The sequence below is a fragment of the Fibrobacter sp. HC4 genome (genome assembly GCF_023373925.1).
GTDB lineage: Bacteria > Fibrobacterota > Fibrobacteria > Fibrobacterales > Fibrobacteraceae > Fibrobacter.
Genome location: NZ_JALCZV010000011.1, coordinates 50,608 through 76,121 on the forward strand (window position 1 = coordinate 50,608; position 25,514 = coordinate 76,121).

At 49.8% G+C, this 25,514-nt stretch carries 23 protein-coding genes; 10 read left to right on the plus strand and 13 right to left on the minus strand.

Features of this window, described 5'->3' with window-relative positions; translation table 11 throughout:
* Positions 1 to 55: 55 nt before the first annotated feature.
* On the minus strand, positions 56 to 1,129 hold the full coding sequence (locus MMG03_RS08640) for a CofH family radical SAM protein (protein WP_249506112.1): 1,074 nt from the start codon (positions 1,127 to 1,129) through the stop codon (positions 56 to 58).
* A 136-nt stretch (positions 1,130 to 1,265) separates the two neighbouring features.
* Between MMG03_RS08640 and MMG03_RS08645 the strand changes: the two genes are divergently transcribed.
* Positions 1,266 to 2,705, plus strand: a complete 1,440-nt coding sequence (locus MMG03_RS08645) for an esterase (RefSeq protein ID WP_088658881.1) — start codon at positions 1,266 to 1,268, stop codon at positions 2,703 to 2,705.
* Between the two features lie 76 nt (positions 2,706 to 2,781).
* On the opposite strand, the gene MMG03_RS08650 is transcribed toward MMG03_RS08645, so the two are convergent.
* A complete protein-coding gene (locus MMG03_RS08650; RefSeq protein WP_158535441.1) occupies positions 2,782 to 4,521 on the minus strand; it encodes an FISUMP domain-containing protein in 1,740 nt (579 codons plus the stop codon).
* A gap of 226 nt (positions 4,522 to 4,747) precedes the next feature.
* On the opposite strand from MMG03_RS08650, the gene MMG03_RS08655 reads away from it, so the two are divergent.
* The 8 genes from MMG03_RS08655 to MMG03_RS08690 all read left to right on the plus strand — a co-directional run bounded on the left by MMG03_RS08655 (position 4,748) and on the right by MMG03_RS08690 (position 13,053).
* Positions 4,748 to 6,145 carry an ATP-binding cassette domain-containing protein gene (locus MMG03_RS08655; RefSeq protein WP_073158794.1) on the plus strand — a complete coding sequence of 466 codons (1,398 nt, stop codon included), beginning with the start codon at positions 4,748 to 4,750 and terminating at the stop codon, positions 6,143 to 6,145.
* Between the two features lies 1 nt (position 6,146).
* Positions 6,147 to 7,271, plus strand: a complete 1,125-nt coding sequence (locus MMG03_RS08660; RefSeq protein ID WP_073158797.1) for an Mrp/NBP35 family ATP-binding protein — start codon at positions 6,147 to 6,149, stop codon at positions 7,269 to 7,271.
* A 10-nt stretch (positions 7,272 to 7,281) separates the two neighbouring features.
* A complete protein-coding gene (locus MMG03_RS08665) occupies positions 7,282 to 7,593 on the plus strand; it encodes a DUF971 domain-containing protein (RefSeq protein ID WP_249506113.1) in 312 nt (103 codons plus the stop codon).
* A 69-nt stretch (positions 7,594 to 7,662) separates the two neighbouring features.
* Positions 7,663 to 8,514, plus strand: a complete 852-nt coding sequence (locus MMG03_RS08670; RefSeq protein ID WP_083538097.1) for an RNA polymerase sigma factor RpoD/SigA — start codon at positions 7,663 to 7,665, stop codon at positions 8,512 to 8,514.
* Between the two features lie 17 nt (positions 8,515 to 8,531).
* On the plus strand, positions 8,532 to 10,259 hold the full coding sequence (locus tag MMG03_RS08675; protein ID WP_249506114.1) for a lipopolysaccharide assembly protein LapB: 1,728 nt from the start codon (positions 8,532 to 8,534) through the stop codon (positions 10,257 to 10,259).
* Between the two features lie 46 nt (positions 10,260 to 10,305).
* Complete coding sequence (locus MMG03_RS08680) at positions 10,306 to 12,216, plus strand: tetratricopeptide repeat protein (RefSeq protein ID WP_073158806.1); 1,911 nt, start codon at positions 10,306 to 10,308, stop codon at positions 12,214 to 12,216.
* A gap of 9 nt (positions 12,217 to 12,225) precedes the next feature.
* Positions 12,226 to 12,672, plus strand: coding sequence for a septal ring lytic transglycosylase RlpA family protein (locus MMG03_RS08685; protein WP_073158808.1), 447 nt, complete (start codon positions 12,226 to 12,228; stop codon positions 12,670 to 12,672).
* A gap of 132 nt (positions 12,673 to 12,804) precedes the next feature.
* A complete protein-coding gene (locus MMG03_RS08690; RefSeq protein ID WP_073158810.1) occupies positions 12,805 to 13,053 on the plus strand; it encodes a hypothetical protein in 249 nt (82 codons plus the stop codon).
* 70 nt (positions 13,054 to 13,123) lie between these two features.
* Here MMG03_RS08690 and prmC read toward each other — a convergent pair whose 3' ends face one another.
* The 4 genes from prmC to MMG03_RS08710 form a co-directional block, all read right to left on the minus strand.
* Positions 13,124 to 14,041, minus strand: a complete 918-nt coding sequence (gene prmC, locus MMG03_RS08695) for a peptide chain release factor N(5)-glutamine methyltransferase (protein WP_249506115.1) — start codon at positions 14,039 to 14,041, stop codon at positions 13,124 to 13,126.
* Between the two features lie 27 nt (positions 14,042 to 14,068).
* Positions 14,069 to 15,136: a peptide chain release factor 1 gene (prfA, locus tag MMG03_RS08700; RefSeq protein ID WP_073158814.1), complete on the minus strand. Its 1,068-nt coding sequence runs from the start codon at positions 15,134 to 15,136 to the stop codon at positions 14,069 to 14,071.
* Between the two features lie 136 nt (positions 15,137 to 15,272).
* Positions 15,273 to 16,463 carry a sodium/glutamate symporter gene (gene gltS, locus MMG03_RS08705; RefSeq protein WP_199174009.1) on the minus strand — a complete coding sequence of 397 codons (1,191 nt, stop codon included), beginning with the start codon at positions 16,461 to 16,463 and terminating at the stop codon, positions 15,273 to 15,275.
* 9 nt (positions 16,464 to 16,472) lie between these two features.
* Entirely contained in the window at positions 16,473 to 17,435 is a 963-nt protein-coding gene (locus tag MMG03_RS08710; RefSeq protein WP_083541986.1) for a TAXI family TRAP transporter solute-binding subunit, read from the minus strand.
* Between the two features lie 58 nt (positions 17,436 to 17,493).
* On the opposite strand from MMG03_RS08710, the gene tsaA reads away from it, so the two are divergent.
* Complete coding sequence (tsaA, locus tag MMG03_RS08715; protein WP_249269385.1) at positions 17,494 to 18,324, plus strand: tRNA (N6-threonylcarbamoyladenosine(37)-N6)-methyltransferase TrmO; 831 nt, start codon at positions 17,494 to 17,496, stop codon at positions 18,322 to 18,324.
* On the opposite strand, the gene MMG03_RS08720 is transcribed toward tsaA, so the two are convergent.
* From MMG03_RS08720 to MMG03_RS08750, 7 genes are read right to left on the minus strand one after another with little or no spacing between them, the layout of a single operon-like run.
* A complete protein-coding gene (locus MMG03_RS08720) occupies positions 18,316 to 19,239 on the minus strand; it encodes a tyrosine-protein phosphatase (RefSeq protein WP_249506116.1) in 924 nt (307 codons plus the stop codon). The two genes, tsaA and MMG03_RS08720, sit on opposite strands and share 9 nt — an antisense overlap.
* A 20-nt stretch (positions 19,240 to 19,259) precedes the next feature.
* The gene (locus MMG03_RS08725) at positions 19,260 to 21,806 is read right to left on the minus strand and encodes an NHLP bacteriocin export ABC transporter permease/ATPase subunit (RefSeq protein WP_249506117.1); all 2,547 of its coding nucleotides are present in this window, start codon (positions 21,804 to 21,806) and stop codon (positions 19,260 to 19,262) included.
* A complete protein-coding gene (locus MMG03_RS08730) occupies positions 21,807 to 23,945 on the minus strand; it encodes an NHLP family bacteriocin export ABC transporter peptidase/permease/ATPase subunit (protein WP_249506118.1) in 2,139 nt (712 codons plus the stop codon).
* Positions 23,945 to 24,454 carry a hypothetical protein gene (locus tag MMG03_RS08735; RefSeq protein WP_249506119.1) on the minus strand — a complete coding sequence of 170 codons (510 nt, stop codon included), beginning with the start codon at positions 24,452 to 24,454 and terminating at the stop codon, positions 23,945 to 23,947. The genes MMG03_RS08730 and MMG03_RS08735 overlap by 1 nt, the downstream gene beginning before the upstream one ends.
* The gene (locus tag MMG03_RS08740; RefSeq protein WP_112131996.1) at positions 24,455 to 24,631 is read right to left on the minus strand and encodes a bacteriocin; all 177 of its coding nucleotides are present in this window, start codon (positions 24,629 to 24,631) and stop codon (positions 24,455 to 24,457) included. It abuts the gene before it with no gap.
* 30 nt (positions 24,632 to 24,661) lie between these two features.
* Entirely contained in the window at positions 24,662 to 25,063 is a 402-nt protein-coding gene (locus MMG03_RS08745) for an ATP-binding protein (protein ID WP_073158827.1), read from the minus strand.
* A 37-nt stretch (positions 25,064 to 25,100) separates the two neighbouring features.
* Positions 25,101 to 25,397 carry an STAS domain-containing protein gene (locus MMG03_RS08750; protein WP_073158829.1) on the minus strand — a complete coding sequence of 99 codons (297 nt, stop codon included), beginning with the start codon at positions 25,395 to 25,397 and terminating at the stop codon, positions 25,101 to 25,103.
* Between the last annotated feature and the right edge of the window lie 117 nt (positions 25,398 to 25,514).

Below are 25,514 nucleotides of genomic sequence, written 5' to 3' on the forward strand. Positions count from 1 at the left end.
TTTAGGTTGCGAGATGTATAAAACGGCTGGATTTCGTGAACAGAAAACGAAGATATCAGTCGAAATTCAGACTGCGGCGGTAAGGAGTGAATCCTGCCTTACGGATAAAGTCTTCTGCGGCTTCGATGCTGGTCAATCCGTGGTTGGTAAGGACGTTTTCTTCGATGACAATGCTGTTGATGTCGTCGGCACCGGCGTGCAGTCCCAATTCACCCAGCGAAAGTCCCATCCCCAGCAAAGAAACTTCGATATGGGGGATGTTATCCAGGTAGAGGCGGCTGAGGGCCAGAAGCTTTAGGTATTCGTCTCCGCGAACATGGCAGATGGGGAACTTGTCTGTCTGGGGTTGGAAAGTCCATACGACGAAACTGTTAAATCCGGCGACGTTTGCGGTGACTGCCTGGTCCTGGGTCTTTCGGACGTACTCCAGGTGCTCGATAATCTCTTCGGGGGTTTCGACACTGCCGAATACGATATTGGCGCTGCCGGGGAGACCCTTCTTGTGGCAGGCTGCCAGAACGTCGCACCATTCCTGTGCTTGCAGTTTCTTGGGGCTGAGCATTTGACGCATGCGGTCGCTGAGAATTTCTGCGCCTGCACCCGGAACAGAACTAAGACCTGCATCCTTAAGAATGTCCAGCAGACTTTCGAGAGGCATGTTGTTGAACTCGGCCATGCGCTTGAGTTCTACGGGCGAAAATCCGCGGACTCGTACTCCCATTTCCTGGGTCAGCATTTTCAGTACGTCGGTGTAATAGGACAGGGGGATTTCCTTGTTGACTCCGCCCTGCAAAAAGATGTGGTCGGCGCCCTTGGCCTTGGCCTCGATGGTCTTCTGACGGATTTCGTCGAGAGTCAATACATAGGCTTCGGGGCTCTTGTAGGGCCTGCAAAAACTGCAGAAACTGCAGGTCACTTCGCATACGTTGGTGTAGTTCACGATGCGGAATGCGGTGTAGCCCACACGGTTGCCGGGAAGGCGTTTTTGACGTACCGTGTTGGCGGCTTCTACCACCTGTGTCCAGGGTGTTTCTGTCAAGAGTTCCAGCCCTTCCGCAGGGGTCAGGCGGAAATCATTATTTGTCGGGTTTTCTGCCCCTAGAATCGCTTTTTGCAGGATCTTATTCATTGTCCCCTAAAATAGAAAAGTCTATGCCGGTTGTGCATGGATATATCGTCCACGGAAATCCACTTTGTTCATAAGCCATTTATCGTAAATAAGGGTAAGTTTACCTTGTGGTTTTTATCAAAAAAGGAAAAATGAGATGAAAAACAGGAATGTTCTGGCTTTGGGTTTGGCCACAGCGCTGTCTGTATCTTCGGCAAATGCCTTTGTTTTGACAGGTTCCGTTCATGATGCCAAGGGAAAGGCGGTGAAGGGGGCTGAACTATCTTTGATCGGCACAGAGTATTCTGCTGTTTCGGACGGGGTAGGCTCCTTTACCATTCGCGATACGCCGATTAATACTACGGCGATTAAGCCTGTTGTGAATCCTGGCTTCGTAAGAGTCGATAACGGAATACTTTCTTATTCTCAGGCTGCATCGGCTCCTGTGCAGGTACAGGTTTTTGATGCCATGGGTTTTAGAGTTGTGAATCAGGAATTGAACGGCTCGGGTTCCGTTGATATGCGTAGCTTTGTAAAGAGCGAAGGAACGTACTATGCCCGAGTGAAGATGGGGAACGCCTTGCAAGGTGTGAAGTTTACGGCCCGAGGTTCCTATGGTTCATCTTATGGAGTGGCTCCTGTAAATACCCTGAAAAAGGAAGGGGAGGGGGGAACTCTACAGGTTACCGCAGACGGTTATGATACACTTAAAGTAGCTCTCGCGAATCTCGATACCAACTTGGATCTGACCCTGGAAAAGGCCGTGGGTGCAGAGGAAGTTTATGACTTTGGATGGGCCAAGGGGAACGCACCCGTGCCTACTCGTGGTTGTGGCAAAACCTGGAGCCGCGTAAAGTCGGGCAGCTATGAATTCCAGTGGAGCAAGGGCAAGCGTACCATCAGAATCGATATCCCTGACAACTACGATAATACCAAACCTTATCGCCTTGTTTTCGGTATGCACTGCATGGGTGGTTGGGCTGGTGGCGTCCAGCAAGAAGGCTACTATGGCATGAAACCTCTGGACACCGAAAAGACTACCATCTTTGTGGCTCCCGAAGGAAACGGCAATCAGGCTCCCTGGGCACAAGATGACTACACTCTGTTTGATGAACTTCTGGCAGATCTTCAGGGAAATCTCTGCATTGACTCTTCCCGCGTGTTCTCCGCCGGCTTCAGCTATGGCTCTATGTTCACCAACGGCCTTTCCCGCGACCATCAGCATGTGCTTCGTGGTGTAGCAGCTTACGAAACGGCTGAAATCAACATCTATGTTCCGCCTCATTCCGGCAAGTCCATCGCCTGGATGGGTGTGCTTGGCCTGCAGGACGACCTGTGCCGTCCGGACCTTGGTCGTGCAGCCCGTAATACAGCCTTAAAGCACAATGGACCTAACTTTACGGATGCTAGTGGCGAACAGGCCGAAGAATACAAGGGCTCTGGTCCTCATCTCTGCTATGACTACAAGACTGTGGATGAACGCTTCCCGGTAAAGTGGTGTACTCAGAACGGCGGGCACATCTGGGATCATAAGGATCCGGGATCGACAAAATCCTGGGTTCCCGAAACAACTTGGGAATTCTTCACCCAGTTCTAGAAAAGGTCTAAAAAAGCCTAATAAAAAACGCCCTGGCTGTGATGCCAGAGCGTTTTTTGTTTCTATGATAGAATGGTTAGTCCTTGACGCAGCGAACGGAGTAGCCCCATTCATACTTTTCTTCGTATTCGGTATTGAGACTGGTGTTGTCGTAATAGCCGATGTTTCTGCGAATTGCAGAGTCAGAAGATTCAGTAGCGCTCCAGAAGTCTGCGACCCAATCAACGTTGTCGAAGTAATCGGAACGGTCGATGAGGTCGGTTTTCCAGTTTCCTGCCAGCATGGCGGAGAAGCCAAAATCATCAGTGCCGCCGTATGTCTTTGCAAGGAGAGCCTTGCCGATATAGCTGTTCTTCTTGCTGACGACGTAAGCGAGAGAGTCCCATTCGGAATTTGTGGGGAGATGCCAGCCAATGGGGCATGCACCCTGGTGTTTTCCGGAGATTCTTGCGCTGCTTCTGTTGTAGCTTTCAGAAACGTCGGCTGCTGCGGCCCATGAATACAGTCTTCCGTAGATATCGCAGTTGGCTTCCTGGTTCTTATAGCACCAGCTCTTGCTGGCGGTACCGGCGTAGTTCAGGTTTTCAGCCATCCAGGTCTGATTGCCGATGACAACGCACTTGTACCACTGTCCATCGCGGGTGTCCTGGAACTGACAGTAGTCAATGTCGGGGTTCAGATTGGCCCAAGTCTTCTTGGTGATTTCGACAGTGTCACAGCAGTTGCAGTCTTTGCCGTCCTTGCCATCGACACCGTCACGGCCATCCTTACCATCGATGCCATCCTTGCCGTCAACGCCATCGCGGCCGTCCTTACCATCGATACCGTCCTTGCCGTCAACGCCATCGCGGCCATCCTTACCATCGATGCCGTCCTTGCCGTCAACACCATCACGGCCGTCCTTGCCATCGATGCCATCCTTGCCGTCAACGCCATCGCGGCCGTCCTTACCATCGATACCGTCCTTGCCGTCAACACCATCGCGGCCGTCCTTTCCATCGACACCGTCCTTGCCGTCAACGCCATCGCGGCCGTCCTTGCCATCGATACCGTCCTTGCCGTCAATGCCATCGCGGCCATCCTTACCATCGATGCCGTCCTTGCCGTCAACGCCATCGCGGCCATCCTTGCCATCGACACCGTCGCGGCCGTCCTTGCCATCGACACCGTCGCGGCCGTCCTTACCATCGACGCCGTTTAGACCGTGGAGCAGGACTCCGACGGAATCACCACCGCAGAGGATTTTATAGCCGGAGTTGTCTGCAAGAATTGCAACAGTGCAGGATGTTCCATCCTTACCGTCAACGCCGTCCTTGCCGTCGATACCATCACGTCCATCTTTACCATCGACACCGTCCTTGCCGTCTTTACCGACAATTGCTGCGACGGAAGTGTCCAATGCGCTGTTTCCTCCAATGACCAGAGTGCCAATGGTGGCATTACCGCAGAACACTACGTTGTTGTTGCCGTTTCCGGAAATGGTACATGTATTTCCGACGGAGGTTGCTTGCTTCTGTTCCGACCACAGTCCTCCTGTGCACTGGAAGTAGGCTTCTTCGTCAATGACGTAGGTGGCGTCTCCCTCGTTGCTTGTGTTGCAGGGGCCCAGTCCATAAATGGACTGAACCATTGCACGCAACGAAGGTGCAGTGGTAGAAACGCTGGCTGATCCAGATACTTCAATAGATCCGGAGATTTCTGCAGAAACAGTTTCGCTAGTTGCTCCAGTTTCTGATGTTACGGCTTCTGTACCTGCTTCAAGACAGCCTCCCAGCAGGAATGCCGAACATGCAACGAATGCTACTGACTTTTTCATAAAAACCTCCGCAAAAGCGAATTAAAATTTCCCAATTAATAAAATACGCTTGCCTTGAAAATAGAGGAGAAAAAAGTGCAAAACGGATGTTTTGTCTTGGAATAAAAAATCAGGTGCTGTCTGATTTAAATCACGCTTAATCTTGTTTTTGTGCGACGGCCGTCACACTTCGTGTTTGCTAGAGCCGTTTCGGCCGATTTATCCATTAAATACTATCTTTGGCCTCATGGAATTCAAACGTTTTGAAGCCTTGATAGAGAAGTTCCCGCAGGTGCAGATTTTTAGTACCGAAGGTGCTGATCTTGACCGGGTCATTACTCATTTTTTGAGTCAGCGAGAAAAGGTTTCCACTATGTCGGAAACTATTCAGCGAAAGATTCAACAGGCTCTTGCCCCGTTCTTTCAGCAGCGCTTTATTAGCCTCCATGATGATGAGGCTCTGTTGGTGCGTAATCTGCTTTTGAACAAGAAGTTCTTCTTGCAGACGGATCGCTATATCGAGGACATGGCCTGGCCAGAAACGGATCCCGAAAAACTTGATGAAGCGTTAAAAATTGCGGACCTTGCAGAAGGTATTCTGGATAGAAAGCTTCTGAGCCTTTCTAACGGGGAACTGCGTCGAGTCTTGCTGGCTCGCATGTGGATGGAAAATCCGGAGTGGATTTACTTCAACGATCTGTTTGGCGGGCTGGATCCTGAGTATCGCGCCCATCTGGCAGGCTGTGTGGCAGAACTTGCCCGTAGTCGCGGCACCGGCTTGAAAATCGCTGTCCGTCTTGCTCGAGAAGACGAACTGCTCCCGGAAATTCCCGCCTTTGTTTATGCCGACAAGACTTTTGTGCAGTACGAGGGTGAATTGCCCAAGGAAGCGGCGAAGCCCAAGTATACCAAGGCAGAACTGAAAGATTATGAAATCGTGGAATTGAGGTCCGAAGCTTCAGACTCCAAGTCCGAGGATGCTGAAATTCTCTTCGACTTGAAAAATATCAATGTCCGCTTTGGTGAAACCGATGTCCTGAAGAATTTGAACTGGACTGTTCGCAAGGGTGAACACTGGGCCGTGATGGGCGAGAATGGTGCCGGCAAGAGTACGTTGCTGGGCATGCTTACTGCGGACCATCCCCAGATTTACAATAATGACATTACACTGTTGGGGGAACGCCCGGGCCATGGTCTCAACATTTGGGACCACAAGGCCAAACTGGGATTTTTCTCTCCTGAACTGGCCTTGCAGTACCGTGAAGATTTGACGCTCCTGGAGGTGCTCTGCACCGGCTTTACCCCTAACCTTTGTCGCGCCGCCAATCCCACTTGGGAAGAAAAGGCGAAAGCTCGTGAATGGTTGACTTATCTGGGATTTGAAGACGTGAACCAGAATATCCGTTCCCTGTCGCCCATCGACAAGCGTCTGGTGCTCATGGCTCGTGCCGCAATTCGCCCTCCCGAGGTTCTTCTGTTAGATGAACCTTCCCAGGGGTTGAAGGGTGAATATCGCGAAAAGCTGTTCCATCTGTTGCAGCTCCTGTCCACAGAAACCACTCTTATTTTGGTTAGCCATTACGAAGAAGAATGGCCTCCTTGCATGACTCACTTGTTGCGCATGCCGAAATTCTCGCTAGGTTAATATGACTCTAAACGAAAAGACCATTTTGAAGGCGCTTAGCGCCGTGCAGGATCCGGACCTTCACAAGAATATTGTGGAACTGGATTTCGTGCAGAATCTTAAGATTGAAGGCGATAAGGTTAGCTTTGATCTTCGCTTGACAACTCCCACTTGTCCTATCCGTGATCAGTTCAAGGATCAGTGCATTGCCATCGTGAAGTCTCTTGGCGCAAGCGAAGTGAATGTGACCTTTACCGCGAAGGAAGGTGGCGCTGCCGGTAATTCCGCTGCCCAGGCTCCTAAGGATTCCCATATTGGCGAAGTGGCCCATGTGGTGGCCGTGGCTAGTGGCAAGGGCGGTGTGGGTAAGTCTACGGTGACTGCTAACCTGGCCATGGCCTTGAGCCTTTCCGGTGCCCGTGTGGGTATTCTTGATGCTGACATTTACGGCCCTAGCATGGGTCTTATGTTCGGTATCGACAAGGCTCCCGAAGTTTTTGACGACAACACCATCGCCCCTGTTGAAGCAAAGGGCGGCGTAAGCATTGTGTCTATGTGTATGTTCGCTGATTCCGATAAGGCTACCATTTGGCGTGGACCTATGGTAAGTCAGATGATTCAGCATTTTATTCACCATGTGCGCTGGGGTAAGTTGGATTACCTGCTGGTGGACTTTCCTCCGGGAACAGGCGATATCCAGCTGACCTTGACCCAGAACTGCCCCATGTCTGGTGCGGTCGTGGTGACTACTCCCCAGGAAGTGGCCCTTGCTGACTGCCGCAAGGGTATCGCCATGTTCGATAATGTTGGCGTTCCTGTGGTCGGCGTTGTAGAAAATATGAGTTACTTTATTTGCGACCAGTGCAATAAGCCTCACTACATCTTCCGCCAGGGTGGTGGTGAATCCATCGCTAAGAAGTGGGGTGTCCCCCTGATCGGGAAGGTGCCTCTGGAACCGGCCGTTGCCGATTGTGGCGATGGGGGAACTCCTGCCGTGTTGAGTAACCCTAATTCGGAATCGGCAAAGGTCTTTATGCAGGTGGCCGATGCCATGGTCCGTACGATTTCTGTATTTGACCATGAAGATGAGGGAACTCTTAAGTCCTATAACTACGAATTTGACCAGCTGCCGGTAGAGACGGTCTAAGGAGTGCTAAATGTTGCAACCGAAAAAATTCTTTAGAACTGCAGATGGAAAACTGGGCGTGGAATGGAATGATGGTTCCCGTGGGGCTTGCTCTGCCCGTGATTTGCGTTGTGCCTGCCCCTGCGCCCTGTGTGTGGATGAACATACGGGTGTAAAGACGCTGGATGACGCTTCTGTCCCTGCTGATATCGCTCTTTTGAAGGTACAGTCCGTAGGACGCTATGCGGCTAGCCTTACTTTTAGCGATGGACATAATTCGGGAATTTATCCGTACGACAAATTGCGTAATTTGACCTTGGGTAAATTGACAGAATCCGTATAAAAAAACATATTTGTTCAACTTCAAGGGCTTTTGCCCGCGATGAATAAAAATGGATTGATAGGTGATCTTATGAGTGATGCAAACGAAGCACTATATTTCCGGGACTTGAATCGTTTCCCGACTCTTACCCCGCAGGAGGAGTCGGCTCTGCTTTCGATTATCAAGACCGGGGCTACAGAGGAAATTCGCAAGTCCGCTCTGCAGCGCCTGATTCGCGGCAACCTTCGCTTTGTGGTCAGTGTGGCCCGTAAGTACCAGGGCCGTGGTCTTTCTCTGCTCGATCTTATTAACGAAGGCAATCTGGGCCTTTTCAAGGCGGCTAAGCGCTTTGATATGGACAAGGATGTCAAGTTCATCAGCTACGCCGTGTGGTGGATTCGCCAGTCAATCCAGAAGGCTTTGTTTGAACAGGTGGGCGCGGTCCGAATTCCGCCTAACAAGCTCGCTCTTGTAAACCGCTTCAAGCGTGCCCTTATGCAGAACGATGGCGACTACGATCGCACCATCGCCATGGAAGAATTTTCCCCCTTCGAAAAAGACATTGTCGAAGTCATGGAAAAGATTGTGGACATCTCTCTGGATGCTCCCATTGGTGACAGTTCCACTGTTTCCAGTTCTAGCGAATCTGTAAGCACCCTGATGGATGTTCTGGGTACCGATGGTAACCAGGATGAGGACATGGAAAAGGATGAACGCCGCAAGCTCATCCAGGAAACCTTGTCTAGCCTGCCTCAGCGTGAAGAAGAAATTCTTCGCATGTTCTACGGTCTCGATACCGTAGAAGATACGACCTTGAAGGATATTGGCGAAGACCTGAAACTCTCTCGTGAACGTGTCCGCCAGATCAAGAACAAGACGCTCCGTCGCCTTCAGAAGAGCAAGGAGCATAAGGAAAAGCTGGCTGACTTCCTGGAACTCTAACCGAGGCTTGGAATCAGATGTCCAATTCCAATAATGCTGCCCGCAAGGCTGCCTATCTCTTTTTGACATTGTGTTGTGGAGCCCTTCTTGCTTTTGTGGGCTTTCGCGTGTACGAGATCTACGGCCCGTCTAAGGTTTCTGTTCCGGCCGTCCCCTACGGATTGCCTGTCGGTTCGACGGTTCTGTTGGGCGATGCTCCCGATTTTAACTCCTCGGTAACAAAGCTGCCTGTTCAGGTTCAGACTGAACTGCGTCGTGCCTCTGAACTTTCTCGCGCCGGAGCCCTTTCTTCGGCTTACGACATCTATGATGGCGTTGTTGTTCTCTACCCTGATTTGCTGAATGCTATCTGGGGTGGGGTGAACATCCTCTTTGATATGGCGACCAATGGGGTTGCCCTGACTGAAAATCAGAAGGACCGTCTTGCCCTGTTGACAGGTAAGTTGCAGGGGCGTTATCCTGGAACGGGTCTGGCTGCCTACCTGGAAAGCCGAGTGGTGTATATGGCCGGTAACGAATCGGCTTCCCTTGAACTGGCTCGTGCCGCTACAGAAAAGGCTCCCTCCCTGACTCAGGCTCGACTCTGGTTTGGTGAATTGCTCCTTAAGAATTCCCGCAGCATCCAGGCGGCCGGCGAACTGAAAACCGCCATTAGCCTTTCTAACGGAGATTCCCCCCGAGCCTATGAACTGTTGGCTGAAGTTTACCACGACAGTGGCTTGCTGGATAGCTGCTCCGCCGTTGTGGAATATGCCCTTTCCCAGTTCCCGGTTGATGCTAAACTTCTTCTGCTTCAGGGATACCTGAAGGAATACCAGGGACACTTTGATGCAGCCGAAAAAATCTATCAGCGCATTCTTGCCTTCCAGCCGGATTACGCCGAGGCTCGTGCCGCCGCAGCGACTCTAGGTGAAAAATCTCCTCCGGGTTCTGGAACTGGTGTTGCTCTGTCTCCCCAGGATCGAGCCCAGATTGCCTGCGATATTCTGCTGCCCTTGGTAGAAAAGTATCCCGAAAACCTGCCTTTGCGGGAGGCTCTTGGCCGTGCCTATCTGAAGGGTCGTCAGTTTGACCTGGCTCGTATGCAGTTCCAGGAAATCAAGAAAGCCGATCCCGAATATCCTGAAATCCAGCTTCGTATCCAGGAAGCAAGTATCACGCGTCCTGCTCCCATTTCGAAGACCGACGGTCTGGCCGCCAACTTGAACCGTGCTATCGACAGCCTCCGCGGAACATCTGGCCCTGCGACGACCCATGACTTCTCTTCAATGTTGGGTCATTATCTTGTTCGCTATGGCGCGACTCCCCGTGAATTTTTCAAGAAGTATTCGATTTCCAATTTCCGCCCGGTTGCAAATAACGTTTGGCAGGAATCTTTCTACATCGCCCCCTATATGCATACCTATACGGTTGTGTTTGATTCCCTGAATCATTTCCGACAGGTTCATGTGGTTGTTGTGGATTCTTCTTCAAACTCTAACCACCTGGGGGTTGCTCCCGAGGTGTTTACGCGTCTGTTGAAGCAGAATTCCCGAATTTCAGGTATTGGAAACAGTACCGGCGAAACGGATTGTGGCGATGGCCTTGTCTTGGATGCCGCTGTATGGGAAACGCAGGATAATTTTGAAATGCTGGCCCGTGTAGTTGGTAAACCTGCCGAGGTTCGTATGGTGCGTTTTGACAAGTCTGCCCTGCCGCCAGGTCTTAAACTTTGTGATTATGCCTCCTATTTGAACCGCTACTAGAATTTGCGATTGAGTACCATTGCCTTTTTTGTATTTTTGACCTGATATGTTCAAGTTTAAGATTATAGCTTTTGCCCTGCTCGCCTTCTTTCTTGAAGGGTGTACCTGCTGTGCTTACTTGAACCACATGTTCAATGCGGAACGTCTTTATGATGAAGCCGGAGAGATGCGCACTGCCCGCCAGGATAGTGTTGCCGATGCCGAGGAATCTAGGCCCAGTCCCGAAGAACGTCAGAAGTATGACAAGGTGATCGAAAAGGGATCCCGCGTGCTGGAACGTTTCCCCAACAACAAGAAGCGTACCGCAGAGGCTGTCTTCCTGATTGGCGAATCTTTTAGACATAAGCAGGAATGGGACAAGGCCATTACCAAGTACGACGAGTACGAACGCTATTTCTCTGATTACGATTCAATGCCGGCGGTAGAATACCAGCGTGCCTACTGTCTCTACAAGAATCATGAATATAATATTAGCCGTTTTGCCCTGGAACCGGTTGTCGCTTCCAAGGACCATCCCTATTACTTCCAGGGGCTGAACCTTCTTTCGCTTCTTGATGAACAGGCTGAATTCCCCGACCAGGCTATCGCCTCTCTAGAAGCAGTTCTTGCCGATACCATGGGTACTCCCTTTATGCGCGGCAAGGCCCATTTTAGATTAGCAGGTCTTTATTTCAAGAAAGAAAATTGGGAAAAGGCTCGTGAACATTATGTGGCCGAAGAGATTAAACTGCTGAACTCCCGTGAACGTCAGACCGCCGGAGAACAGGGTGCTGAATGTCTGGTGAATGTTGGACAGTTCCTTCCTGCCGCTGACGAGTATAAGGCACTCTACAAGGAACCTGAATTTGAAACCAAGCAGCCGGATTATCTGGTCCGTATTGGCGAAATCACCATGATGGCTCAGCGTTATCCCGATGCGTTCATTGTTTTCCAGAAGGTGAATTCCGAATATCCGAGATCCGTGCATGCGGCAAGAAGCTACTATAACCTGGGCGATTACGAACAGCACAAAACCTTGAATTATGAGCAGGCCGTTGTCTATTACGATAGCAGTTTTACTTCTAGGACCATTAGCGATTGGGGTCAGAAGAGCCGCGAACGTAGGGATGCTTTAAAACGTTTGCTGGCCATGCGCAAGCAGAATGACGATGACCGGGCCGACTCCATTCCCAATGTGGATAATTTCTTCGGAACGGAATTCCAGATTGCGGAATTGTTCCTTTTCAAACTGTCTGAGACGGATAGCGCTGTTGCAAGGTTGGACGTCATTATTAACGAATCCAAGGATAGCGCGAGGGTCCTGAAAGCGACTTACGCCAAGGCTTTCATCTACGATGAATTTTTGCATGACCCGGATGCCGCCGAAGAAATCTACAAGGAAATCGTAGAAAAATATCCGGATACGGAATATGGAAAGCAGGCCCAGGCAAACCTCGGTATGCGTGTTACCCTCAAGACTCAGGAAGATCTGGCCAGGGATCGATATATGGTGGCAGAAAGCTTGTGGACTGTCGCATCGGAAATGCCCCTGGATCAGATGGAACTGGTGGATTCTGCTTATGCCCATGCCTTTGATTCCTTTGACAGTCTTTATCAGGAGTATCCCGAAACTCAGTCCGGTGTTCAGGCCCTGTACATGAAGGCCGTCTATTTCCGAATGAACCCGGAACGCGTTGACAGCGTCTTTGCCATTTACAAGGTCCTTCGCGATAAGCATGGTGACACGCCCTGGGGTAAGGAAGCCGCTAGGAAGTTGAATTCTCGCCTGACGATTTCTGATGATGACTTGAAGCGTCTCCGCAAGCGTGTTCAGACTAGCGAGGCCCACATCAACAAGCTCTCGGCTCAGTATTACGAACAGCTCAACCAGAAGCCCGAAGAGAAGAAGGCCGAGGTCAAGAGCAAGGAAGACGAAATCCTCGAGAATACATACAATAGTATGTATGACTTTGAATAGGAACGGCGGATGCGTTTAGGCGGATTGAGTTTGCTTTTGGCGCTTGTTTGTTCGTCTGCCTTTATTGTTGGCTGTGCCGGTTCCGATAGTATTGCCGCCCGAAGAGGGTATGTCCGTTTTCCCGGTAAACATTATGCCTCCAAGGAAAAGGCCGAAATTGGTACGACGATCTCGGGAGAGGCCAGTTACTATGGGCCGGGTTTTCATGGTAAGAAGACGGCCAGCGGCGAAATTTTTAACCAGAACGATCTAACCTGCGCGCACAAAAAATTTCCTTTTGGCACCGTGCTGAAGGTGACTCGTATCGATAACGGCGAAAGTGTTGTTGTCCGTGTGAATGATCGTGGCCCCTATGTGGGTGATAGAATTTTGGATCTGAGCGTGGCTGCGGGCAAGAAAATCGGCCTGGACAAGGTAGGACACGCAAAGGTGAACGCCGAGGTTATAGGGAATTAATCGCCGGGATTGAAACGTCTCATTTTTTTAGAAAGGTACGAGGTGTCATAATATGACATCTCTGTTTTTTATATTTACTGCTCGTAAAGGCACTTTGAATTAGACGTCTGTGAGTGCCTTAAAGGAATGAATATGAAAAACGAAAAAAAGGTAAGTAAGAAAGTTAGTCGTAAACGCATTGTCGAGATTCCCGAAAACAGCATGTGGGAATCCGAAGAGTATCGCGATCGTTATTCGGGATTTGTTGCTTTTAAACGTCGCATCGATGAACAGCTCCAGCTGATGGATGCCGATGTATGTATCGATGACGACGATCTTCTGCCCTTTTACCGCATGGGCGAAAGTGAGAACTTTGTTCTGAGTGCGTTAGGCTGTTTTTAATATTTAGGCCTATGAAAAATGCCGCAACAATGTTGCGGCATCAATTGTCTTTTTTTGCTGAAGGCGTTATTTATTTTGCCTTGTAGCTGACAAAGCGGATGTTGTCGTTATAATCCTTGTGGATTCCTGCAAATTCCAGCCACGGGTAGTTCTGGGCTTCGTCCTTGAGAACTTCTGCCTGCTCGCTTCCGATTTCCAGCAGGATGGGGGCGCCAGAATTAAGGCGGCCTTGGGTCTGCTGCAGAAGCTTGCGAACCAGGTCGAGTCCGTCGGGTCCGCCGTAGAGGGCCAGTTCCGGGTCGAACTTGTCTACTTCGGGCTGAAGCTTGCCCTTTTCCGAATCGGGAATGTAGGGCTGGTTTGCGATGAGACAATCTATCTTGGCATTGGCATCTTGGCCGGCTGCCGTCAGAGCTTCTGCGGTGGCGGCGTTCAGCAGGTCTCCCTTGGCGAAAGTCAGCTGAGGGGCGGCTAGTTCATTGGCTTCGGCGTTTTCGCGGGCCAGGGAAAGTGCATCTTCAGAAATGTCGCAGGCAAGAACCTTGGCGTTTTCGATTTCCTTGGCGCAGGAAATCGAGATGCAGCCGGAACCGGTTCCGATTTCTACGATGAAGGGGTTTTCAACGCCTTTCAATCGTTCGCGGGCCATGTCTACCAGGCTTTCAGTTTCGGGGCGGGGAATCAGGGCACGACGGTCGCACTTGATAATGAAACCGCGGAAACTGGTGTCGCCGATGATGTGCTGCAGAGGTTCGCGGTTGGCGCGGCGGGCTACCATCTCACGGAGAACATCCAGTTCGGAAGGGGTCAGCGGCTTTTCGAAGTTCAGGTAGATGTCCATGCGGCTCTTCATCTTCAGCCCATGGCTGATGATGTACTGGGCGTCCAGCAAGGCGTCGGGAACGCCCTTCTTTTCGAAGAAGACCTTGGTGCGGTTCAGAATTTCGAGCACCGTCATGGGGCCCTGGTTTGCGGGTGCGTTTGCCATCTTGTGCCTGCCCTGGAATTCGCCGAATTAGGCGTTGAACTTACCCAACTTTTCCTGGGCGTTTGCCATCTGGAGGCCGTTGATCACTTCCTGCAGGTCGCCTGCCACTACCTGATCCAGATTGTACAGGGTGAGGCCGATACGGTGGTCGGTCACGCGGTTCTGGGGATAGTTGTAGGTACGGATCTTTGCAGAGCGGTCGCCGGTACCCACGAGGGCCTTACGGCTGGCGGCTTCTTCACGTTCCTTCTTGGCGATGACTTCGTCAAGAATGCGGGAACGGAGCATTTCCATAGCGTGCAAGCGGTTCTGGAGCTGGGAACGTTCGGTCTGGCAGCTCACCACCACGCCGGTGGGAATATGGGTCAAGCGGACGGCGGAGTCGGTCTTGTTGATGTACTGACCGCCAGCGCCACTGGAACGGTAGGTGTCCATGTGGATGTCTGCTTCGCGGATTTCCACGTCCACTTCTTCAGCTTCGGGGAGGATTGCCACGGTAGCTGCGGAAGTATGCACACGGCCCTGAGTTTCGGTTTCGGGGACGCGCTGCACGCGGTGTACGCCACTTTCAAACTTCAAGGTTCCGTAAACGCTATCGCCTTCGATATAGGCACGGATTTCCTTATAACCGCCAACAGTACCTTCGCTGAGGTCCTGGATGGTCAGCTTCCAGCCCATCTTTTCGCAATAGGCGCGGTACATGCGGAAAAGGTCGCCTGCGAACAGGGCGGATTCGTCACCGCCGGTACCGCCGCGAATTTCAATCGTTGCGTTACGGAAGTCCCAAGGATCCTTGGGAACCATCAAAATCTGCAATTCATCAATGAGGCCGGGCATGGTCTTTTCGATGGTAGAGAGCTCGGATTTGGCCATGGCCACCATTTCGGGGTCAGAATCGCCAAGAGCAGTCTTCCATTCTGCCTGGTCATTCAGCATCTGCAGGTATTCGCGAGCCTTGATTACGGCCTTTTCAATACCCTTGTACTGCTTGTGAATCTTGTTGTAACGAGCCTGGTCGCCCAAAACATCGGGATTGCCCAATTCGGATTCCAGTTCTTCGTACTTTTCAATGAGTTTACGTGCTTTATCTTTCATCGCGAGCAAAGATAGAAAATGGTATGAGGTGTGAGGTAATGAGGTCGGGGCCCAAGGCCCCTTTGAGGTTGGAAAATCGTAAGCTCTTATACCTCAGAGCGAAGCGACCTCATTCCTCAAAGGCCGAAGGCCGACCCTAGAACTGGTTGATGAAGAAGGTGATGCAGAGGCTGTTGATGAAGTCGGCGAACATGCTGCCGATAATGGGCACAAGCAGGTAGGGCTTCACGGCGGGGGCGTAACGGTGTGTCAGTGCCTGCATATTGGCCATGGCGTTGGGGGTGGCTCCCATGCCGAAACCGCACACACCTGCCGAAAGCACTGCGGCATCGTAATCGCGACCCATGACGTTGAACACCACGTAATAGGCGAACAGGAACATGAGCAGTGTCTGGGCGCAGAGCAAAATCACCAGGGGCAATGCCAGGGAGGCCAACTGCCAAAGCTTCAGGGTAATCATGGCGATTCCCAGGAACAGGGAAAGGCAAATGCCGCCAACGTCGCGGATTTCACCCATATGGACTTCGTACTTGCTGCTGTACTCGCAGATGTTTCTCATGATGGCGGCGATGATCATGGCGCCAATGTAAGAGGGGAACGTCATGCCGGTCTTTGAAAGGAGCGTGGAAACCAATGTTCCGAGGCCCATGGCGATTGCCAACTGGAATGCGGCGGTAGAATAGCGCTGTGCGGAACGGCGATACTTGCTCTGTTCCTCTTTCAGTTCCGCCTGGTTTTGAGATTTGACTGTTTTGAGCAAGTCGTGCTTGATAATCAACTTTCTACCAATGGGGCCGCCCATCAGGGAACCTGCCACAAGGCCAAATGTGGCTGCTGCGGTACAGAGGGTTGTTGCCCCTTCCATGCCGAAGTCCTCGAGAACGGGGCCGAATGCGCCCGCTGTTCCGTGGCCGCCAACCATGGAAATGGATCCGGCAGAAAGTCCTACCAACGGGCTGACGTTCAAGAGGTTGGCCAAGGCGACTGCCAGGGAATTCTGGAATACGATCAAGACGCAGACGCAAACCAGAAGCAATACCAAGTTGATGCCTCCACTTTTTAAGATTTTAAGGTTTGCGTTAAATCCTACCGAGGTAAAGAACACCATCATACAGATGGATTTAAGAGTCTCGTCAAAGGAAAATTCCAAGACGTTTAATTTGTATAGAATGCAGGAGATGAAGGCGAATACGATACCGCCCACAACGGGTGAGGGAATGCAGAATTTCTCCAGCAACTTGATTTGCTTTTTCAGGTTGGCGCCGAATACAAGAACGACTACGGCAAGGGCCAATGTCTGATACATGTCTAAAGAAAGTTTGTACATCGGGTCTCCTTAGTCGCCAGTAGAAGGAATGGGGCCGCGGCCGGGCAGAGGTGCGGCAATTTCCACGTTCATGTTCTTGGTCTTGTAAACGGCCGCTGCACCGGGGTGAAATCCCACAGGAATGCCTACAGTCTGCTGAGCGCCTACGGTGAAAATTTCTTCGGTGATTTTTGCGACGGTTGCGCTGTCCAAAAGCTGACTTGCCACGAGAACGGCCTTGGCTCCGAGAGTCTGCACCGCAGAATCCTGGCCCGCGTAAGTGTTGGCGGGAATCTCGCTTACGGTGAGTTCTGGGTGCAGGTTCATGATGCGGGTCATGTCTGCTGAATCCAGAGAAATAATGCGGATGTTCTTGTTTGCAGAAAGCTCGCTGATAGAGGGCGTGGGAATGCCAGCGGTGCAGAAGAAGGCGTCAATGCGGCCTTCGCGAAGTGCTGCTGCGGCGTCCTTGAAATTGAGATTTTCCTTCTGGATTTTTTCAAAGGTAATGCCGTAGGCTTCCAGGATGATTTCTGCATTGCGCAACACACCGGATTCCTCTTCGCCAACGGAGACGTGACGGTTTTGCAAATCGGCTACGGTCCTGATTTCGGAATCGGCCGAAACCACAATCTGGATGGATTCGGTGTAAAGACCCGCCACCGCAGAAATTGCAGAAACCTTGCGGCTTCTCATCAGGTGATCCTTGAGGATGTCTGCCTGGACAATTCCCAGGTCAATAAAACCTTCTTCCATGAGGCGGATGTTGGCGTGGGAACCAGCAGTGTTCTTGGGCTGGATTTTGAAAGTCTTGCCGGCGCCGTTGATTTTTTCGGCGAAGGTGGTGGCGAAGGTGTCGTAGAGACCGCCTTTGTTGCCTGAACCAAAACGAACATTTGCGTTTGCGGAATCGCAGGCGTTAAAGAGAAATGCTGAGGCTGTTGCTAAAACGGCAGTGGCCAAAACCTTGGATAAGAAAGTCGATGGTTTCATTGGATAACTCCAGTGGAATAGGGACTAAGGTAATAATAGAAATTCTAACTTTGTATTCATGGAAGTGACTCCCATTGGTACATTTTTTGGCGATGCTGTATACAAGTACGAGGCTCCCCGACAGGGCCGACTTTTCGCTGGGCATCCGGGCCGCATTGAACTGAGTAAAGGTCAGAATTTTGAAACGGCCTTGCGGGACCTGGATGGCTTTGAACGTATCTGGGTCATCTTCCAATTTCACGAAAATGAAGGTTGGCGCCCCACGACAAGGCCTCCTGTACCGCCCAAGGGCAAGGACCGCGTAGGAACCTTTGCAAGCCGAAGCCCCTATCGCCCTAATTCCATTGGCCTTAGCTGTGTTCGCTTGCTGAAAGTGGAGGGATTGACCCTTTACGTGGATGAAGCGGATTTGCTAAACGAAACTCCCGTGCTGGACATTAAACCCTACATCCCCATGGCCGATGCGTTCCCTAACGCGAAAGCGGGCTGGGTTGACGAACAGGATGGGGAAAAATGGCAGGTGAGTGCGTCTGACTTTTTTGTTAAACAGAACGAGTGGATTGCTGAACGCAGTACCTTTGACCTGTACAGCTTTTCTCAGGTGCAGTTGGGCCGAGGCGGTTTTAGCGATGGTGTTTTTGACGGCACTCGTCGACGTTTGACTTTGGATGAAAATGCAAAAACAGGGGTGCTTGCCTACCGCACATTCCGAATAGCATTTTCCTATGATGAATCTGCGCAGCGTGTCACCCTAGAAAAAATCTCCAGCGGTTATTCCGCTGAAGATCTTGAAACAGGTTCGCCTGATAAGTATGGCGATAAGCAACTGCACCGAGACTTTCTTGTTGCCTTTGCAGAAGCTTCCTGCGTTCAACGAACTCTATTCTAGATAGAAAGAACGAAGGAGTTCTCTCTTTTCTGCGGTTAGGCCGATTTTCTGCTCCATATAGTCTTCCATGGAACCGAAGTTTGCGTTGATATAATCCAGGGCGCGTTTCATATAAGAGGGGTTCACGCCGAGCATTGCCTGGATAACACCTTGATGCTCCTTGGAAAGTCCCTTATCCTGGGCGACTTTGAGAGCGACGTCAACCATGGTTTGATAGGATTCGTTGGACTTTACGAAATCTTCCATGATAGATGTGCTGTCTACGCCAAGGGCCGAAAGAATGAAAACTGAAGCCAGTCCTGCGCGGTCCTTGCCTTGGGAACAGTGCCACAAAATGGTGCCGCCCTGGGTGGCGAGAATGGAATCGAACATTCTTGAGTATTCCTGCTGGGCGTGCTCCTTGGCGACTAGACCTACGTACAGGTTTTCCATGACGCTGTCAAAGACACCCGTTTGCACGAAGTCGGCGAGATGTGCTGCCGCTTCTTCGTTGAATGTGTTGGGGTTCATAGCCTTCCCGATTTTAACGCCTGCCTCGGTTTGCTTGACGCTTGATGTTTTTTGGGGAAGCGCCCCCAGTACGTTAAACCATATATTCTGTGCGCCAGAAATCTCAACGTCCAGATTATTTTCGCGTTCCTGTTCCGTGCGGAGATCGCAAATCAGTTTGAGGTTCAAACCTTGCAAAAACTTGACGTCATTTTCGCTGGCTTTAGCCAGGTTGGCCGACCGGAAAAGAACGTTTGACTTTACCTGCTTTCCGTTGGAAGTCTTGATTCCTCCCAGCTCTCTTACGTTAGCCACGTTTTCTAGTTTCATAACTCTTTCCGTATGTTTTAAGACCGCTGTTTCCTTGTGTTCTACTTCGCTGTTGCAGGCGAGAATGTTCGCCGCGATCATTGTCGTAAGAACCATTTTTGCAATATTTTTCAATATCATAAATTCTGTCTCGATGATAAATCGTAAAAGAAACCTTTCTTGCCCATAAGCTCTTCGTAGGATCCGGATTCAACAATTTCACCCTTATTTACAACGATGATTCTGTCGCAGTGAATGACTGTGCTTAGGCGATGGGCTACGACAATCTTGGTGCATTTCATTTTTGAAAGGGTCTCGCCGACGATGGCCTGAGTTTGGTTGTCCAGGGCTGATGTCGCTTCGTCAAAGAATAGAACTTTGGGTTTGCCGACAATGGCTCTGGCAATTTGAATTCTTTGCTGTTGTCCACCCGAGATCGTAGAACAGCTTCCCGAAAGAACAGTATGAATGCCCATGGGCATTTCCTGGATGTCTTTTTCTAGGCCGACATTTTTAATTACTTCTTGAACTCGATCTAGAGTTGTCTTTGGATGGGCTACAGTAATGTTTTCAAAAATAGATCCTGAAATCAGCTTGTCATCTTGCAAGACCACACCAAAATATTTTCGAAGTTCCTTCTTGTCAATTTTGTCGATGTCGTTCTTGCTGTAATAAATTTTTCCAAGGGTAGGCTTCTCGAATCCAAGCAGTAATTTTAATAGGGTAGATTTTCCGCTACCGGAACTGCCAACGATGCCGATGTATTCCCCTTCCCTTATGTTGAGGTTGATATTTTTTAGTGTCGGGGTTTCGGCACCCGGGTAAGAAAAACTGACGTTGTTTACTTCAATGTCGCCTGCGATTTTGCCTGGCAGTAGGGTATCGTCAGAAGTTTCGGGAAGTTCATCCAGAATGACTTTACATTCGTCAAACATGGGGATTGCCGTTACGGCAGAGAATGCCTCTACAAGGCAGAGGATGATGGCGTTGGAGAACAATCCGAATGCAGAAACGAATGCCAGGAACTGACCGGTGGACAACGTTTCTGTGTGGCTGGCCAGATAGAAAAAGCAGATGCTTTCAAAGATTTGGAGCGCGTTAATAAATATGTTGAACTTGTTTTGCGTCCATTCCTGTTTCTGTTCCATTTTCTTTCGTTCTGCATAGAACTTCAGATATTCAAGAATGAAGCGGTTGCCGGCGTTTGCGATCCTGATGTTTGAAATGCCGTTGATAGCCTGGATCATCCAGCTGGAACCTTGATTTCCGCTTCTGATAATCATGCGCTCGACATCAATCTGCCGATGGCAAATGATAACCGCCACGACAGCGATAAGGACTGTCAATCCGACTCCTATGAGGGCCAGCGAGGAAGATATAGAAACCATCTGGCAGAAAAAGAAAACCGAGAAAATTCCGCCAAGGAGCGTTCTAAATAAACCGTTAGAAAGAAGACTGAAAATTCTAACTGGTTGCAGTGCCTTGATGGTCAATTCTCCGCTAGGGAATTTTTGAATGAAACTTTCGCTTAAAGAAAACAGTCGATCGAAAACGGCACTCTGTATGCTGATTTTCATCGTGTTGATGCTACGAAGCATGGCAAAATTTTTGACCAGGGCGAAGGCGGCGCTGCCTACGGCAAAAACAAGTACGACGAAACAAATTTGAATGAGTTCGTTCTTGTTCTGCAGGGGGATGACCTTATCGAAGATGATCTGGTTTAATGCCGGCAGGAACATGCCGATGCATGTGCATATGAGCGAGAGTAATGCGAATGTGAAAATGTCTCTTTTCTGGATGTCTTTCAATCCAAACAATATCAAGTCCCTTAAACCAATTTTCTTGTTGGGGAACGGTCTATAGAAAACAAATGCACTAGGTAAGATTTGCTGAGCGTTTGATTCCGTTACGGCAGAAATTTCACCTGTTGCCGGGTTGCATACTTTGTAGACTCCATGGCCGTAACACAGAAATGCCAAGGGCTCGCCGTCAGAGGAATATCCCAGGAAAGAACCGCAATCCTTTTTGAACCAGTCCGCTTCCAGAATGACCGGACGGAGGGTTACATGGCTTATTCGAGTTATGTCGTTCAGCTCAAAACGCTTGCCGCAGCTTTCACGAATACGGTCGATAGAAGCGATTGAAAAACCTTGGTGAATTCCCAAACTGTGAATCGCGTCGTAAAGGTTGTTGCCCGTGCGGCTCAACAGGAGTTTCTGATTTTCGCGCTTTTCGAAAAAGTCATAGATAATCTGGAAACTTTTTGCAGTGGTCTTGCGCTGTTCTTCGCTGGTGGCGTAAATGGCACCTTCTTCCTTGATGAGGTTCAGCCTGTATTTTTCTACAACCATTTCGTTGTAGGAATCTTCATCAAAGTATCTGATTCCGATTTTTTTTGCGAATGTGGCGTTGGCATTGGATATGTCTTCGGCGGATGCGGAGTTACCTTCGAGCTTTACGTGTTCAAGGGTAGAAATGCCAAAACTCCAGTGGCCAAGTAATTCGGAATCGATGCAGAAAGATGGGAACTGTTCGCCCGCAGAAAGTTCACAGAGGAGGATTCGTCGCCCTGCGGCATTTTCTTCAATTGGGACGATGTAGATAAGGGCAGACCCTTCTTCCACAGTAAAAATGGTAGGCTCGCTAGTCAAATACAATTTGCCGCTCAGTAAAGAGATTTCCATTTACATGCTCCTTACTAGGGCTTGATAGGTTCCTTCTGCATTTACTAGTGATTCGTGGTTGCCCCTTTGAATGATTTTCCCGTGCTCCATGACCAGGATTTCATCGGCATCACGAATAGTGGAAAGTCTGTGGGCGACAATTAGACATGTACAGCCGCGTCGTTTGATATTGTCGAGAATCTTCTTTTCGGTAATGGGGTCGAGAGCGCTGGTGGCCTCATCCAGAATAAGGATGGTGGGATTCTTTACCAGGGCTCGTGCAATTTCAAGACGCTGACGTTCTCCACCCGAAATATTTGCTCCGCCTTCAGCCAGTTTGAAATCGTATGCGCCTGGCTTCGAGATAATCATGTCGTGGATGCAGGCGTCCTTGGCGGCTTGCAGAATGTCGCTTTCCTGCGTTGTAGAATTCCACATGGTCAAATTGTCGCGAATGGTTCCGTTGAAAAGGGAAATCTGCTGGCTTACAGTAGAGATACTTGCCGAAAGAACGTCTTGCGGAATCTTGCTGACAGGAATGTCGTCGCAAAGCATTTCGCCATTCCAGGGCGCGAATAGGCCGCTGACGATTTTTGAGACGGTTGACTTTCCGCTGCCCGATGAACCCACCAATGCAATGGACTGCCCACTGCTCAGTTTAAAACAGAAATCCTCCACAAGGGCTGGCTCCAAGTTATTGTAACCGTAGGAAATGTTTCGCAACTCCAAACGTCCTGAAAGTTTTGTTTCCATATGGATCTTTTCGGTTTCCTTGAAGGTCTCGTCTTCGGGGTAGCTTTCTATGTCGTCAACTTGATTCAAGTCGGCCTTAAGGGTCTGGACTTGATTGTAGAAAGTCAGCAGGTCGTTCATGGGAGACATGAATGAGGCTAGAAGCGTTGATGAGGCGAGGAGTGTGCCTGCAGTCATGGATCCGTCAATAACAAATAGAGCGCCAATCATCAACACGAGAATGCTTGAAACGATTCCTGAAATTTCGGGAATTGTAGAAAGGGATTCCTGCTTCTTTTGCAGCTGATTTCCGACATTGGCCATTTTGGCGTAATGGCCTTGCAGTATACCCATGTAGCGCGCCTCGGCGCCAGAAGCCTTCAATGTACTGGTCAGTGAAATTCCTGCAGACAGGGAACCTGCCAATTTTCCAAAGTCCTGCTGGTAACGTTGAGCCAGGTTAGAAACGGATTTTGCCTGCAGTTTCATCATCAGGGAATTGAACAGGACGTTGACTAGCCCGATCAGGGCCAGCACCACGCTAAGCTTTGCGAGGATGATAAAATAGAACAGGGCTACGAAAACATTCAGGATGGTTTCTGCAAACTGGTTGTACAGGAAACTGTTTACGGATTCGTTATTGTCTATTCGGTTGGCGATGTCTGCCGAGTACCTCTGACTGAAGAATCCCATGGGCAGTCTGAACAGATGATTTATAAAGCTGTAGGTGGACAGGAGGCTCTTTTTGTTCCGCAAACGAATAAGAATTTTTTCCCTGTAATAGTTCAGTATCGAGCTGAATATCAAAGTGCAGAACATGGCGCCCAGCAAAAAGTGAAGCCATTGATTATTCTGGACCGCAAGAACCTGGTCCACAAAGAATGCAGAAAATGCTGGAATCAGTGCGCCAGGCAAAATCAGCAGAAGGCCCACTGCAATGAGGGAAAGCAATGATTTTTTTTCGCCTGCCAGACGTTTCTTCAGGAGGTCTATGAAACTTTTTTTGAGGGAGACCTTCTGAAAATTTTCGGTGGGGGTAAAGGTAAGTACGATTCCCGTGTAGCTTTCGTCTAACTCCTGCAAGGTGAGCTTGCGCTTGCCCATGGCGGGATCGTTTATGTATGCGAACTTTCCGCGGGTGCCCTCATAAACTACAAAGTGGTTGAAGTTCCAGTGAATAATGCAGGGGCCTTCTGTCTGAAGAAGACCTTCAAAACTACGCTTGTATCCCTTGGCCTCGAAATTGAATTTGCGGGCCGCCTTTAGAATGTTGCTCGCCTTACTGCCGTCTCGGGAAACTCCCGTCTCGATGCGCATCTGCTCTAGAGGAATGTGCAATCCGTAAAAGGCGGTAATCATGCAAAGCGAGGCCGCGCCGCATTCGGTGGCCTCCATTTGTAGCACAGTGGGCGTTTTGGCGACTGCCATTATTTTGCCCCGGAAATAAGAAATTCTATGGGGGCCACTTCCTTAGTGATGATTTCGGCTCTTGCGGAAGTACCCTTGAGCTTGTTGGCCTCAGTGGTCTGGATTTCCACTTGTGCGAAGACGGATGTGCTGGAGTTGCCTTCAACTTTTTTTCGGAGATTTTCTACAAGCTCTTCATCTGATGCGGTGTAGGGCTTGACTTGACGTACTGTTCCGTTCAGCAGTTGTAACTGGGTGGAAATGATCGCCTTTTGACCGGCCTTGATGTCGTAGCTTTCGTTTACGGGAATAAAGCAGACCAGGGTAGATTCGTCGGAATCAAGAAAGACTCCCTCGGCAGTAATGCTTTGGGGGAGCGTTCCTAAAAATGACCAGAGGGCCACGCAGAATACAATAACAAAACCGCCCACGATCGCTATCCAGGATGATGGCGAAATTGCCACGATCATCTTGTCTAGCTGTTCGGGGGAGGATATTTTTTCTAGAGCTGTTTTTCTAAAAAGAGGCATTTAGAATCTGCCAGTTCCAGGAAGGCTTTTCTTTAGCTGGTCAATGGCTGCCTTGGCTGCCTTTACGGCGTCATCAACGAATGTTCCTGCGCCGATGGTGTTTGCTGCGTTGCCTCCGGAAACCTGATCCAGTTCGTCTTCGGAGATTTCCTGATTGATTTTTTCGTTGGTGCTCATAATATTTCTCCTTATACGTTGGCTATTGTATTAAATGGCGATTGTCATGGTCAAGACGTTTGACTCCTGAACCCTTTCGTAAGAAACGGAATTCATCATCTTCTTAACCATGAAAATTCCAAGGCCTCCAATTTCCCGTTCTTCGGCGCTGGCTGTTGTGTCAGGTTCCTTTACCTCGGTAAGAGGATTAAAGGCCTTGCCGTTGTCGCGGAGAGACATGGTTACCATGCCATTTTCCTTGCTGCAAGTGATTTCCAGCTCTGTTGCGCCGCTATAGAAAACGACGTTGCTCACAACTTCGTCTGCACAAATGGAGAGCTTTGTAGAAATCTTCATTCCTATGTCATTGTTTTCTGCCCAAAGGGATACGAATTCCTGGACGTCAGAAAGACTTTCCTTTTGAACAGGAAACGTTTTTTTCTCGCTAGCCATGTTGAGCCTTCCTTCAGACTATATGATATAGCTTTCTTTAGGCAATGTCCAGGATGTCGACGAAACCGGTCAGTTCAAACACTTCCTTAACGTTGTCGCTGACATTGATGAGTTTCTGGCTGCCGCAACCATTCATCTTTTTCTGAATCTTGAGCAGGACGCGGAGACCGGAAGAGGAAATGTATTCGACTTTGGCAAAATCCACAATGAGATTCTTGGTTTCGTTGGAAGCGGCTTCCATTTCGGTTTCAAAAGCGGGGGCGTTTGCGGTATCCAGGAATCCTTCCGGTGCAAGAACGATAGAGTCTTCTTTTTGAATCTTATTAATAACCATTGTTTGCATCCTTCTTAATGTTGATTTCGCTGTATTGGTACAGGAAGTCTTATAAGGAAAATATAAACAAAAACAAACAAACTGGTTTAGAAAGCACGAAAAAACTGATTTTTGACG